The sequence below is a fragment of the Idiomarina sp. genome (genome assembly GCF_048265525.1).
In the GTDB taxonomy this organism is placed as follows: domain Bacteria; phylum Pseudomonadota; class Gammaproteobacteria; order Enterobacterales; family Alteromonadaceae; genus Idiomarina.
Genome location: NZ_JBLXBI010000002.1, coordinates 384,215 through 397,601, shown reverse-complemented (window position 1 = coordinate 397,601; position 13,387 = coordinate 384,215). Strand labels below are relative to the sequence as shown.

Genomic DNA, 13,387 nt, shown 5'->3' with positions numbered 1-13,387 from the left:
CCATGTTTAAGTTACTTTGTATAACCATTTTTCCGTCAAATATTTCGTTTCTACCAGAGTCCTTGCCGCGGATAACTCTTTCGGTAAATAGTCATCAACTTGGGTTTGATAAGCCTGAGTAAACTGATTCATAAACGCATCGATAATGGCGGTTCTGGTTAAGCCTGTCTGGCTACGCATTGGGTCAACTCGTTTATTGGCACTAGTAATGCCTTTATCCGAGAGTTTCTCACGGCCAGTACGTAATACCTGTAGCATTTTATTGGCATCGATATCATAAGCGAGAGTCGCATGATGCACGACAACACCACTGGCAAAGCGCTTTTGTGCTGCTCCGCCTATTTTGCCTTGCGCAGAAGCTATATCATTTAACGGTTTATAGTAGGCTTTAATACCAACCTCAGCTAACGCAGCCAAAACCCAGGCATCTAAAAACTCATAAGACTTTTCAATGCTCATGCCATCGACTAATGAGGTGGGTACCGTTAATGAATAAGTAATGCAATTACCGGGTTCCATGAACATAGCACCACCACCTGTCGCCCGGCGCACAACTTGCACATTGGCTTCTTTCGCGGCGGCCATATCCACTTCATTTTTTACTGACTGAAAAGAACCAATCACCACCACAGAATCGTCCCAGTCCCAAAACCTTAATGTTGGGCCTCGTAAACCTTTGGCAACTGAATCGGCTATCACTTCGTCTAACGCGGCATGTTCTGCTGCGGGCAGTGTTACTGGTGGAATAAGAGTAAATTGATGATCTAACCAGCTGCTCGCCTTACCTAAGGCACGTCGTACAGCTGTAGCAACAGCTTCGCCGGAAAAACCAAACATCATTACGTCGTCATCAAGCGCTTCATCAATTGCCGCAGCAAGCGTTTTATGGCTTGAGGTTTCGGGTAGTCCAGTTAAGGCCTCATTGATTATGTTTAGCGCAGAGTCAGGTTCTAAGAAAAAGTCGCCTGAAATACTGACTTCACTCAGACAACCCTCTTCTAAATTAACATCAGCAACGACTAACTTACCGCCTGGTACTTTATATTCTCCGTGCATTATTCCACCCTGAATGATTCAATCTAGAAGACGAATGGACGTCCCTGACTTTGCCAGACACTTTTAACAGTTACAATATAACTTAGTCTAAAGATGTTTATGGTACTAACGCTTATCTGCTTAAACTGTCTAAGCGACTTGATTGCGACCGTCACGTTTAGCCTGATACAGACGGCTGTCAGCGGCCTGAATCATGGCTTCGATAGTTTGAGATTCATCCCCGTAAGCGGTCCCCCAATACGGGCCGGCGTATCCGATTCACGCAACAGACTCCGGCAGCGCTCAGCGAAAACTTGAATCACTTCATCGCCTATAGCCTGACCGTATTGGTCGTTTATCGGTTTGAAAAGGTCGAAATCGACAACCAGTAAACTCCAAGGTCTCAATGCGTTCACGGTCGTCAGAATGATAAGACTCTCCAGCATCATCAATATCAGGCTGCTTATCACCTGGCAACATACCATGCAGACGAAACAATTCATCTGACCAAAAAAGAGTACGATCGCTCAGTCTGACAAACCAGTGACCTGATTGTCCGACTTTATGACTCAGTTTGAGAATGCCGTCAGTTTCCAGCAATACCGACACCTGTAAGCCTCGTTGTTAAAAACAATCTAATTCAGGTCATGTTAGTTGCGGGCCACTTAGCTCGACTTATTCAATAGGAAGATAGACATCGGTTACCATCTCACTTTCAGGCATTCTAGGGGAAAGCTAAATACTTTAGCCCTGAAAGGTATTTCTACGCAGCTTCAATTGCACAAATCACACTAACCTTCTAGTCGGGTAAGTTATTGTGTATCCGTGTTAAACACTTTTGCCGGCTCGCCTATGCAAAAGCCTTTTATTCTCCAATGCCCGATACAATACTTGAGCGTCTTTAAACCACTTGAACTTATAAAATTCATTATTACAAAAATTGATTTTCACCCTAGAAGACCCAAAAAAATAACTCATTTTTACTGTTTCTATCTCATCCCAACTTTTCTCAAATTTGTAGCCTGTTGAATGTTGATGAAACACCATTTTCTCGTCGCTAATCGATAGTATCTCGCCTTTATGTAAGTCCAACGCCTCGTGATAATATTTTTCAAGCATACTGGATAGCTTTAATACTAATAAGAACACTAGCAATCCGAATGGCTTATTCTCAACAATCAACCAAGAATTTTCGAAATAAAAAAGTGCTACACAGGCAAAGATGAAAAGATACGAAAACCATCTAAAGTAATTTACTCTAGACTTCAACAGAATTTCATCACATTCGAATTTGATCATAGTTTCTTATTAAGAGTCAAAATACGAAATCGAATCATATTCAATAACATCAAAACTACTTTATCACTCGTTAATTAATATTTGACTTTCCAGGTTCTTAATCAAGTCATAAACAAAAGTATCGAATCGCATTCTATAACCTTCATTTTCCTTTCTGTAATTAGACCAGGATTGGATAAATATTACCTTTTCATCAATACTGAAAAAGTAAATATGCAAAACCTTATTAAGATCATTTCTAACAACCCTTTGATAAGCGACATCTGTTTCACTAAATTTTGAAACAAAGCTTTCTTCCAATAACGTTACATCATCAACTCCTTGCTTTCTCAGGTTTATCACATTGACTTCTGCGAAATGAGTTGCCTGGGATTTTATTGTCTTTTCTTCCGATAAGGGTTCATTTAGAGTTTGAACATAAATAGAAGAAGAAATAAGCTTCGGAGCCAAGTACTTCACCCTTAGGCCTTCTGGTTTTTCTATCTTAACAATTTCTTTAGAAAGAGCTCCAGAGTTTGGAATATGATGAGGGAGCACTAACTCATCACTAACTCTTAATTCTTCATTCTTCATTTCATGAGACGTTTCTTTTTCTACATTTACCTCTGATGCGCTTTTTGCAGAGCATCCCGCTATAGAAATCAGAACCAACATTGCTAATATTATTTCTTTCATTTTAATAATCCAGTTTAAAATAGTAACCAAGATTTTATCCCGTAAGACTCAAAAAAGCGAACATTAAATACGTGTTTCTCTCACTCATACTCTCAGTAAGTTCAACTACGTTAATTAGCCTGGCCACGCTCATGAAATGATTAGTCGGCTTCGCTCCATGAGCGAAGGGAATTTAATCATCTTGGTCGAATTGTCAAAAGAATTGCTGCATCTAATAGACTACCTTTGCCAACCCTACCATCTCGTTTGCCAGCATAAAGCATTCTATCAGCCCTAGTTATCAACGAATCAAGGTCATCATCATTGTTATTAGCCACAGTAATGCCAGTGGTTACGCTCGAGCTCAGTTCACTCAGTTCGTCCTCCAGTGGCAACGCCGTTACATTCTCCTCCAAACGTTGTGGCACTAGGTGGGTGTCATTGGTGCTGGTAAGGGGGAACCCCACGACAAACTCTCCGAACTTAGCGGCAATGCAAAGCGGGACTCGAAACGTACCCGCGTTTTAATGGAGTTGCGATACCGGGACTCTTTGCTGAAATCGAAAAACTATCCCGTCAGCCAATGTATGTCGTATTGTTTTTGTTGTTGCGACAACGCTTTTTCCTGTCTAAACGGTAATTTTGTACATCCGGTAGCTTCTAATTCTGACCTTTTATTCACCGTTTTGCAGTACTTTTTTACGCTCTCCTACACCTCAAATCCTAAAAACAACTTCATGTACTGAAAGAATCCCGGGTTAGCGTAATCCAGCAAAGGTTCTCGACTCACCTTTCGTCCATGCAGATAAATCTGTTCCACTTCAGTTGAAAGACTTAAGTCTTCAAAAATGTGCTTGTCATGCAAAGTAAAATGCGCGGGGCGCCCTTCTTCAATTCCCCAGTCTACGCCGAGGAACTCGTAGGCCTTTAGGGTGGAGCCCAACACAATATCCCACGGCGACATACCCATTTGCTGCAGAAAGTACATTTCTCGATGAAACCCTATGCCCTGAAATACAGCGAAATTGCCACCGTCGGAGCCCACCAGTATATTGACTCCAGCACCATCTAAACGCTTAATCGCATCATTCCGGTTTTCGAGAGCGCCATCTGCTTTTAGCCCTGCAACCCAGTCAAAATACACTTTATTTTCTGCGGTTATCGGGTAGTCGCTCAACAGATCTTCCTCGACTAATGCGTCCGTCATTGGAACAGGAAGTACCGAGGCAGAGAGCTCATCGGAGCCTGAGTCGTGCAAATACAACAGCTCGTTTATAACACTCACCGTAGGAATAATGACGGTACCCTGTTTTACCAATAATTCGGGAATATCGTCAGGCATAGCGTGCCAGGGCAAGTGGGTAACAGCATCAGCGCCTAATTCTGAGGCCGTGCGAATATCACTCCAAGAACCTATATGCACCACCGACTTAATATTTAGACGCCTTGCTTCGTTCAAAAAAGCCTTAAGCGTAGCCTTATCAAGAGTGGGTTTACTGCCGGCATTATCGAATACAACTTTCACCACATTAGGATTTGAACCGCTTAAATCCCTCAGCTCTGTAACCGCCTCCTCTGGTGTGCTGATCAATCGCGTTTCACCAAAGTCACAATGCCCGGTTGGAACGGTAAAGCAAGGGCCCGCAGCAAATACGTAGGCTTCATCGCGCTCCTGTGGAAATTGCTGATCGCGATACTCAAAAATATCATTCTCATCGCTATATAAATCTAGCCAGCCATGCACGCCTGCGTACAACATGGCGTTCGCGGTACCGCGTATACCAATGTATTGATAGTCGCTACGATCCAGCGATGAATTGCCCATGCTGTGGGAATGCATATCGATAAAGGCTGGCATTATCACTTGCCCTTTACCGTCACGCACATCGGAATGCGACAAAGGCACCGAGCTATCCACAATTTGTTTGAATTTACCGTCCGCAACTTCAATGTTAACGGGTGTTAATTCGCGTGTCTGAAAGTCAGGCAGCAACACATTGTTTATTACAAAGTCACTTGCCAAAGCCTGCGTGGTCATAAACAACGCGACGAATAACCATAATTTTTTCATGTTGTTCTCCGGTTATAGGTTGAGATATCTTCTTAGCGCTGCGGCGCCACGTCTGCTGGTCGTAATGGTGTCGTTTACACCCTCGAAACGAAGTAAAAGCGCACCGTTTTGCCACTTTTCTATTTGATGAATATGTTGGGTATTTACGATGCTGTTGCGGTGCACCCGCAAAAAAGAATCCGGCAACTGGTTCAACAGGGATTCCAGACTGTCATCCAAATGATGTTCGCGCTCAAGGCATTGCACTACCACCAGTCCCTGTGAGGCTCTCACAAATCGAATATCGGATGATTGCAGTATGCGTATTTTATCGCCGACTTTCGCGGAGAACTGCACTGTGGCCGGTTCTGCAACCTGGGGCTGCGCTAATACCACGCGCTCTAAAGCATGACGCAGTCGCGGCAAATCAAAGGGTTTCAGTAGATAATCTAACGCCTGTTTCTCGAATGCTTTAACGGCATACTGGCTGTAAGCCGTGGTAAATATCACATGGCACGGATGCTTTATTGCTTCCAGCACGTCAAAACCTGACAACTCACCCAACTCAATGTCTAACAGAACCAAATCTGGTTTGAGCGAGTTAATGTCTTGTATTGCCTGAGGCGCCTCAGCGCATTCCGCAACAACCTCAACGCCTTCCATTTGCGAAAGCTGCGTATTTAACTTCGAGCGTGCAGGCGCTTCGTCTTCGACAATAATTACACGCAGGCGTGAATGGGTAAGGTGATTTCGCACACCGCACCTCCTTGCTCTGACGTATCGTTAAAAAGCGACAGCTCACCACCTGCAATATCAACACGTTGTTTTACAATATTGAGACCCTGCCCTGCTCTCGATTGCTCATTCAACGACGGATCAGAAAAACCTTTACCGTTGTCTTTTACTTTGAATATAAGCTTGCCCTGCTCCGCTCGCACGCTAATGAGCAACTCAATAGGTCGGCGCTTCACGTGCTTCATAACGTTCTCAATCAGCGGTTGCAGTAACAGCGGCGGCACCTTCAATTGCCGCGTATCGACCGAAGACGCAATTTGCCAGCTAATGTTCAAGTTGTCGGTGAACCTCGCTTTCTCAACCGTTAAATAGGTTTCACAAACAGCAAGCTCCTGCTCCAGCGGCACCCACTTATTTTGCTGATCAACGGAGTAACGCAATATGTCGGAGAGTTTATGCAATACATCGTCGGCTTTGTCAGGTGATGAGTGGATAAGCGCGGAAATGGTGTTCAACGAGTTGAACAGAAAGTGGGGATTTAAACGGCTGGTCAAATCAGCCAGCTGAGCTTCTTTACGCAACCGTTGCTCCTGAACAAAGCGCTGGTATAAAAGGTACATGTGCGTCATCGAGAAGATGAACACACCCCACAGAAATGCCGACAGCCCCTGCTCCTTTATCGGAAACTGGTACTGCGGAAACGCCAGCGAATGCAGTCTGCCGACGATATTGGCGCCAGCAAACATCATCAGAACGTACAACACGCCCTGCGCCACCACATGTAAGCGGGCAACATGCTTGTTCTGTTGAGTCCAGTAGAACAGCCAAAACGGGCCGAGGTAAAAGAAGGCCAACCAAATTGGCAGGCTTATCGCAATAACGTGTAAGTTTTCACTATCAAACTCTAACCACTCTAGCCCTGCAGGTATTAAGTAGAGAATAATCAGCAGCGCCGATATCGACAGTTTTTCTTTTTTATTGAAAGTCATACGTCAGTACCGTTAGGAAACTGACTGCTAAGCTAGCCCAGCCGCTCGGCAGATACAAACAAGGAATGCGTGAGCGGTAGAAACTTAGGTGTGAATGGTTCTGAATCGTAGGTTAGATTATTCACCTGCTTGTGGTATTACATACTAATCTTTTAACGCCTGAATTGATTTCTGCGTTTCACGAAGGTTCTCAGCCAACGCGTCGAGTAGCTTCTGATACTCCGAAGACTTTTCTCCCAGCTCTGTGCGTTTTACCACACTTGCCAGTTCTTCATCTTCCTGCAGGCACTTATCCAAAATAGCGATTTTAGAATCCGCAGAGAAAAACTGAGTGAGTTCCCCTTCAATTATTTGCATCAGTTCTTTATCAGGGTCGGGTTTAGCCGGCAGCTCGCCAAGGTCCTTAACGATATTTTCAAACGGCTCAATAAAGGAGGCTCTTTCACTGGCAATGCTATCAAGCTCGTTAGCAAGGTTATCGTCCTCAACCACCTTCGCTATTTCACGGTAGTAATCCTTTGTCTCAATAACTAGCTTCAGAATTTCTATGCTATCGGCCTGATTATCTGTGCGTAATATCGACATATTATTCCTTGTTTTTATTTGGCACTGGCATATCGCCAACAATAACTTCAATCGCCTTTGGGATCACTTCAAACTCAGCCGGAGTATCGGTTTTAAACTCGCCGTCGGCCTGAATCCGTTTAGGTCTGGAAGTTTTAATACTAATTTTCCGGGCTTTTTTACAGACCACGCGCTCTGCCTCTCCTAAATTACCGTGACGGAAATTTACCCCCAGCAATAGCAACCGCCACCACCGTATTGGCTTCAAACAAAATAAATTCAGTTGTCCATCCAGCAACGTGGAGTCATCATCAACAATATTTCCGCCACCATAAAAGCGGCCATTACCCACCGCCAGGTGAATAGCTCTTACTGAGCCTTCCCAGTCATCGGCTTTTATAGCGACTTTAAAACTTTTATTGCGTTTAATTACGCTGGTAAAGGCTCCCAGATAAGCAAACACACCGAAATATTTCTTCATTTCGGATGTCAGCTCGCGGGTTACCTCTACGCCTAAGCCAACATGAGCAACATTCACAAAGTAACTATCGTTCACCTTCGCCAGGTTTATGCGTTCCCGCTTGTCGTCAATGATAGCCTGTGCGGCTGCGACTACGTCCTGTGGAAGCCCTAACGAACGCGCGAAATCATTCGCCGTACCCATAGGTAAAATGGCTAAGGTTTGTTTGCTTTTATAAACCGGTTCCAACGCAGCACTGATAGTTCCATCGCCACCGGCAACAATAACTACACCTTCTTTCTCACGGTAATTTTCAATGCAGGAAGCCATGTGAGACGCACTTTCAGTGAGGCAAACCTCTACCTCAATGCCTGAGTTTCTGAGCAAATCGATGGCTTCTGTTAGCACCTCAGAGTGACCATCCCGACTCTTCGGGTTCACCACTAACAATGCATGTTGCAATGCCTTACCTCTTCCTATTAAACGCTGTTTCAAATATAAGCGGTTTGTTCAAAGGCTGCAAAGTACTGACAGAATATTTTAAATCGACTCATATGAGCCGTTTTCAGTTTCTTGTACAAGGATCATGAAATCAATGTACAGCGAGACCACTTCATCTTGCTCATTAACGCCCCAAAATGCGGGATAAGCGCCATCACCAAAACCGCTGGTGCAAATAACGCAGTCATCTTGCCCAGTCATTGATAACAGCTCCGTTTTCCCCTCCAAACTCCATTCGTTAAAGAGCTTCTCTTTTCTCAAATGGCTTAGTTCCACAATGTTCCCAACATCGAATATAGCCAAGTTCCCAGCGTCGACACCATAAACTCCGTTACCGCTCGGTGTATTCGCTGCATACCATTTTACTGCCTGTTCGCTTTCACTTAGCTTTACCCGAATACCGGCAACCCGGTTATAGGCTGTAACTGTTTCAACGAGATAGTCGCCGGGCTTTACCTTACGCTGTAGCGGCTCAAACCGATAAATATCATAGCCAAAATCTAGAATCCCGAGAATGCCTGAGCTAATTTGCAGCCTTCCGACCTCTTCCAGTTTTGCCTCTCCTTCATCTAAATGCGGGATTGTGACACGCCGGTTTTGCTGAAAAAGAGTCTGTTCATTAAGGTCTAAATTCTCTTGTTTATGCATAAACGGAGCATCAGAGCTCGACATAGCAAGAATATCAGCATGTTGTTCAGGGGCGATAACCGGGCTTTTGGGAGGATGAAAAAGAGTATGTATCCGCGTTATTTTCCAGTCTTTTTCTGCATCAAACTTAAGCTCGTAGGCATGATAATTTGAAGGCCTACCCTCATCTTGGCGCAGCTCGGTAAGCAGTTGAGCCAAGTCGCCTTGAATATCACATTCAATGATTTTTTCGTTATTCGGGTCGTAGTCAGCGGGCCCAAACGAATTGTCAGACCCTGAACCACTACCGGCAACAAAGTGAGCTTTATCGACAGCGAACATAAGATTACGCCAGTAGCCAAAATCAAACCCCTGACCGTTATCCTCTTCAGCCTTGCTTTTTGTCTCGGCTTTCAACCATTGTTCATACCAATGGGAAATAAACGACTTAACCCTCTCTTCAGGTGAATTCATTGGCTCGTCGTAACTACTCTGCTTCCCGGCAACATTATTTGAATTTTGCATGTTTGATTTTGAACTCCAATTTCATCTGGCATCTTGTCTTAACGCTTTCTTAACTTTTACTTTCAACTACGCTATGTGAATATACATACTTAAATTTTGTTTCGAAAGGATTTTGAAATGCCAACAAAGCTTTTTGGTCTTATTTTAATGAGTACGGTTTTAATCGGTTGCAACGACTCTGATTCAGAAACGGAAGTTAAAGAGACTCAAGTTCAGAGTAATGAAAGTACTACTGAGCAAGCTAATAACGAACCAGAAACCCGTACGATTAAAGTATCCGGCAAGGTTATATTTGAAGAGGGAGTTAGCAATGTGGAAGTCTGCGCCGATTTAAAAAAAACCTTCAACTGCAACTCAAAAGATCCTAAAACCACAACCAACCCCGACGGCAGTTACGAGCTCAGTTGGGAGTCCGAAGCTCCTCACCTAGGTTACAACTTAATCGCATCCTGGCCTAGAGAAAACCCTTTACCTAAAATTACAGTAACGCTGGCTCCATATTGGGAAACCGTCACCATTGGAGCCCGCGACATCTACGACGGTGTTATCAATCCACTGACTACAGCAGAACTTTCAGTAGAGCACGCGATGAGCATGCGAGATTACACCGATCAGGAACAGCAGGAAGGGCTCGACGAATTACGTGAAATTTATGCGGACATCTATGATTTACCGGCTAACGAAGTTTATACCAAGGTAGCTGAATCAGGCCGGTACGCCGACACAATGGCGATACAAAACAGGCTTAGCAGTCACACTATCGGCTTAGCCACCGACCCTTTAGCGCCAGCTCACGTAGCGCGTAAGCTTAAAGATGAGATGCTGAATAAAGTCGACGCAGAAAACACCTCTGTTCAGCGTTACTTTATACGGAACTCCAAGGAAATCAAAAAGCGAGTCCGCGAAACACTGATTGAACTCGGCTATCTGACTGAAAGTTAACTGCATGACGCTGCGCGGCTTTGGAGTGCATTCAAAGCCGCAACGAAGAACCACTGCGCCACTTATTTATATTGCACATCAACCTACAGCGATGCCTCGGGCATTTCACCATGCCAACACTCAAGCGCAACAATCATCTGTTCATCACCATCACTGATATACAGCTGACCATCGCTTATCATTACGCCCCAGTGTGTTGAGCGATGTAATTTTTCAGCAATTTCCGCTAGCTCATTTTGCGGTAAAACAAACACATTCACGTTGTTTAAATGGGCAAACTTCGGTAGCACTTTTTCTCGCCACAAACGCGCATTGCCATACACAACTACGGACATCTTCGGTGCACGTCGACTGGCTTTAATAACCCGCGCAGCATCCGGTAGGCCAACATCAATCCAATGCTGAATTTCACCAGTGAGATCAATTTCCCAGAGTGCCGCTTCATCGGTATCGGATAACCCCCGGCCAAAGGAGAGTTGCGGATGATAGAACATCGCATAAGCCAGCACTCGTGAGGCTAAGCGTAGCTCTGTCTCGGATGGATGGCGTGCAACAGTAAATTTCACACTCTCGTAAACACCGCGATCAGTATCTGATATATCCAGTGAGATTTTATAAGGAGTTGCCTGTAATGCCATTTGGGTACCTAAGTGTTTTCGTGTTCGTATTAACCATTTAAGCCATTGGTTATAAGAGTATGAGTGCACATAAACTGCTTATACTGAATACGATACCAACGGTCATGCCAAAAATAAGATACCAGTACGGTATAACCAATGCTTCTGTCCCATTCTTCACTTCAGGTGACTTTGACACAAGATAAGAGCCGTACGCCCAGCCAAAAATATTATGCGCGACGTAAAGAGAGGGAATTAATATCTGGAAGTGTGATAACTCTAGCGTAAAAAAGGCAATGATAGAAACAATAACCCATAAAAACTCAATAGTGGTTGTGAACGATTGTATTTTATTTGTCCAGCAAACACCTTTGGCTTTATATAAAACAACACCATCAACAATTACCGCTATTCCTACAAAGACGCTAACTAAGAAGTACAGCTCTATCATTTTTTAAACTCTCCTAACGCCCGCCATAAACCGCGTATTTTGCCACCGAAGTAAACTTGGGGTAGCTTGTTATCCATTCGTCATCAAACGCCTAAAGATTAAAGACATAATCATACCTACAATTGACAGTCCCATCCCCAGAGCAATGGCGATCATTACGAACCAAGAGCTCCAGATAGCAAATAAACCCAACCAATCAATATATCCATTGCAGTGAAACTCGCATTGAGGATTATGTTCCCAGGCAGCGTACACGCAAACCAGACCAAAGAGAAAGCCGATTGTCGTACTGATTAAAAATGAAATTCGGATGATTCGTTTCATGGATCTAGAAATCCCTAACGCCGCGATAACTGAGATTGCTAGCTGCTCGTTTATTCGAAACAAAAGTGCACAGAGTTTTCGCCTGCTTCAAGTAGACGCCAGCTCTCAAATTTGATCCCGACGCCATGCTCAACTTCCCACTTAGCCCAAAACCCCATACCGAAAGTTCCTACATCCTTCCAAGAGGGAATAAATAAGCTCTGATACAGTAGAATTGGAGCTAAGTCTTCGGCGGAATTGATGAGAGGAACATGCTCGTCGAGGTCTTCACCCCACTCTTCAAAGGCTTCTCGATAAATGTCGGTTTTTGCCTGGTAGTCAGTAAAGATTCGTTCCACGGCCTGCTGATGAATAGTATCAAGTTGCTTAAGATAACCCCGCAGCGTCTTCTGCTGACTCTCCGTAACCGCCTTCTTCTGGCCGACAAAGCAGACTTCTATCGATTCCTTTTGTCGCATGAAGGGCAGGTGCAGCTCACCAACAAGCAAGTCCTCTTCCTTTCGAAGTCCTTTAAGCCACTCAGCTAGGTTTTCTAACTGCACGGACACTCTCCTTTCAGCTCAGATCTCAACCACTCGAACGTGCTAAGTTTCGTATTGCACAGCACGGTAGTCACCAAATGATTGTTTAAGAGCCCCATTAACAAAGCCGCAGACTTTCTCTGGACTTACCTCTTTTTCCAGAAACTCGCTCAATTCTTTTGCTATAGAGTTGATTTGCTCAATGCTTGCATTTTCTATGTCATGCTTTTGAAATTCATTGCCAAATGCATCGGTTAGTATTTCATAACCATCTTGGTTGCAAAGAAGCTCTATATTATTGGGTACGGCATCATTGACTCTGTTGATAAACCCATCACAGACCGAATTGACCATGTCATCGTGGTTATTGAATCCGTTTACCATATTCGTACTATCTCTCCGGGAAACTTAATGTCCGCGGCTCGCGCAGCTTTGGAATAGTAGCGAAGCCACAACGGAAAAGCCATCGCAGGGTCTGGCTTTGCTAACTCTTTACAAGCGACTTAGCTCTAACTCGATTTCGTTAGCAATTGCTAACAGTCACTTTTTCGCCTCCCTACTCTCTTGCAGATCGTCCTAGCTTCGGCAACTAATCTGTTGATACGTTTAAGTGTCTTTTTATCTTGAGTTTGCCAATATAAATAGTCTTTCCAGGTCGCATCAGTCCATAACAGCCACCAGTTACTCATCTAATAACTCTCTCTTTTTAGCTTTACCTTCTCTATATTGAGCAATAGATTTATTCAAATTTTCAGCGTTTGCTGGCGAACAGAGCAAATGGACGGTTTCCATTAGGCTACTGTATTAATTTAAGGACATCACCACGGCATCTTTCGAGTCACGGCGGGTAATTACCGTTGTATCAGCATCGTTTACTACGCTGTCCAACACTGCTTTTAAGCCATTTCGGGCTTCAGTAAAAGAGACTATTCTCATATACACCTCAACATTTTCAATTTATTGAACATGTATAAAATAGGTATTGGTACATGTACAGATTATTGTGCAACTGTAGCTAACGCTTGCTACAAGAGCTCGATACTCGATATTAGGAGCGGCACTTCCAAAACTTCATAGCCACACTATTTTTTGG

At 44.0% G+C, this 13,387-nt stretch carries 16 protein-coding genes and 2 pseudogenes; 1 reads left to right on the top strand and 17 read right to left on the bottom strand.

Going from position 1 to position 13,387, the window contains the following annotated elements; genetic code table 11:
- Nucleotides 1–6 precede the first annotated feature (6 nt).
- The 11 genes from ACN0TF_RS07365 to ACN0TF_RS07315 all read right to left on the bottom strand — a co-directional run bounded on the left by ACN0TF_RS07365 (nt 7) and on the right by ACN0TF_RS07315 (nt 9,439).
- On the bottom strand, nt 7–1,056 hold the full coding sequence (locus tag ACN0TF_RS07365) for a lipoate--protein ligase family protein (RefSeq protein WP_417441383.1): 1,050 nt from the start codon (nt 1,054–1,056) through the stop codon (nt 7–9).
- A 191-nt stretch (nt 1,057–1,247) separates the two neighbouring features.
- Nucleotides 1,248–1,451: a diguanylate cyclase gene (locus tag ACN0TF_RS07360; protein ID WP_417441434.1), complete on the bottom strand. Its 204-nt coding sequence runs from the start codon at nt 1,449–1,451 to the stop codon at nt 1,248–1,250.
- On the bottom strand, nt 1,360–1,644 hold the full coding sequence (locus ACN0TF_RS07355) for a hypothetical protein (protein ID WP_417441437.1): 285 nt from the start codon (nt 1,642–1,644) through the stop codon (nt 1,360–1,362). The genes ACN0TF_RS07360 and ACN0TF_RS07355 overlap by 92 nt, the downstream gene beginning before the upstream one ends.
- 753 nt (nt 1,645–2,397) lie before the next feature.
- Complete coding sequence (locus tag ACN0TF_RS07350; protein ID WP_417441382.1) at nt 2,398–3,009, bottom strand: hypothetical protein; 612 nt, start codon at nt 3,007–3,009, stop codon at nt 2,398–2,400.
- A gap of 176 nt (nt 3,010–3,185) precedes the next feature.
- Complete coding sequence (locus ACN0TF_RS07345) at nt 3,186–3,455, bottom strand: diguanylate cyclase domain-containing protein (RefSeq protein WP_417441381.1); 270 nt, start codon at nt 3,453–3,455, stop codon at nt 3,186–3,188.
- Between the two features lie 242 nt (nt 3,456–3,697).
- Nucleotides 3,698–5,059 carry an amidohydrolase family protein gene (locus ACN0TF_RS07340; protein WP_417441380.1) on the bottom strand — a complete coding sequence of 454 codons (1,362 nt, stop codon included), beginning with the start codon at nt 5,057–5,059 and terminating at the stop codon, nt 3,698–3,700.
- Nucleotides 5,060–5,071: 12 nt separating this feature from the next.
- Entirely contained in the window at nt 5,072–5,794 is a 723-nt protein-coding gene (locus ACN0TF_RS07335) for a LytR/AlgR family response regulator transcription factor (protein WP_417441378.1), read from the bottom strand.
- The gene (locus ACN0TF_RS07330) at nt 5,758–6,762 is read right to left on the bottom strand and encodes a sensor histidine kinase (protein WP_417441377.1); all 1,005 of its coding nucleotides are present in this window, start codon (nt 6,760–6,762) and stop codon (nt 5,758–5,760) included. The genes ACN0TF_RS07335 and ACN0TF_RS07330 overlap by 37 nt, the downstream gene beginning before the upstream one ends.
- Before the next feature lie 144 nt (nt 6,763–6,906).
- Entirely contained in the window at nt 6,907–7,347 is a 441-nt protein-coding gene (locus ACN0TF_RS07325) for a hypothetical protein (protein ID WP_417441375.1), read from the bottom strand.
- A 1-nt stretch (nt 7,348) separates the two neighbouring features.
- Nucleotides 7,349–8,248 carry a lipid kinase gene (locus tag ACN0TF_RS07320; RefSeq protein ID WP_417441373.1) on the bottom strand — a complete coding sequence of 300 codons (900 nt, stop codon included), beginning with the start codon at nt 8,246–8,248 and terminating at the stop codon, nt 7,349–7,351.
- 78 nt (nt 8,249–8,326) lie between these two features.
- Entirely contained in the window at nt 8,327–9,439 is a 1,113-nt protein-coding gene (locus ACN0TF_RS07315; protein ID WP_417441372.1) for a DUF4241 domain-containing protein, read from the bottom strand.
- 117 nt (nt 9,440–9,556) lie between these two features.
- Between ACN0TF_RS07315 and ACN0TF_RS07310 the strand changes: the two genes are divergently transcribed.
- Complete coding sequence (locus ACN0TF_RS07310) at nt 9,557–10,381, top strand: hypothetical protein (protein ID WP_417441371.1); 825 nt, start codon at nt 9,557–9,559, stop codon at nt 10,379–10,381.
- A gap of 83 nt (nt 10,382–10,464) precedes the next feature.
- Here the strand turns inward: ACN0TF_RS07310 and ACN0TF_RS07305 are convergent, their stop codons facing one another.
- The 6 genes and pseudogenes from ACN0TF_RS07305 to ACN0TF_RS07280 all read right to left on the bottom strand — a co-directional run bounded on the left by ACN0TF_RS07305 (nt 10,465) and on the right by ACN0TF_RS07280 (nt 13,230).
- On the bottom strand, nt 10,465–11,019 hold the full coding sequence (locus tag ACN0TF_RS07305) for a YaeQ family protein (protein ID WP_417441370.1): 555 nt from the start codon (nt 11,017–11,019) through the stop codon (nt 10,465–10,467).
- Nucleotides 11,020–11,068: 49 nt separating this feature from the next.
- Nucleotides 11,069–11,449, bottom strand: a complete 381-nt coding sequence (locus tag ACN0TF_RS07300) for a hypothetical protein (RefSeq protein ID WP_417441369.1) — start codon at nt 11,447–11,449, stop codon at nt 11,069–11,071.
- A gap of 374 nt (nt 11,450–11,823) precedes the next feature.
- On the bottom strand, nt 11,824–12,315 hold the full coding sequence (locus ACN0TF_RS07295) for a DUF6985 domain-containing protein (protein WP_417441368.1): 492 nt from the start codon (nt 12,313–12,315) through the stop codon (nt 11,824–11,826).
- Nucleotides 12,316–12,357: 42 nt separating this feature from the next.
- Nucleotides 12,358–12,678 carry a hypothetical protein gene (locus ACN0TF_RS07290; protein WP_417441367.1) on the bottom strand — a complete coding sequence of 107 codons (321 nt, stop codon included), beginning with the start codon at nt 12,676–12,678 and terminating at the stop codon, nt 12,358–12,360.
- A gap of 191 nt (nt 12,679–12,869) precedes the next feature.
- Nucleotides 12,870–12,983: pseudogene (locus ACN0TF_RS07285) on the bottom strand (type II toxin-antitoxin system YoeB family toxin); the annotation flags it as partial.
- Nucleotides 12,976–13,230: pseudogene (locus ACN0TF_RS07280) on the bottom strand (type II toxin-antitoxin system Phd/YefM family antitoxin). The pseudogenes ACN0TF_RS07280 and ACN0TF_RS07285, both read right to left, overlap by 8 nt.
- Nucleotides 13,231–13,387: the final 157 nt, after the last annotated feature.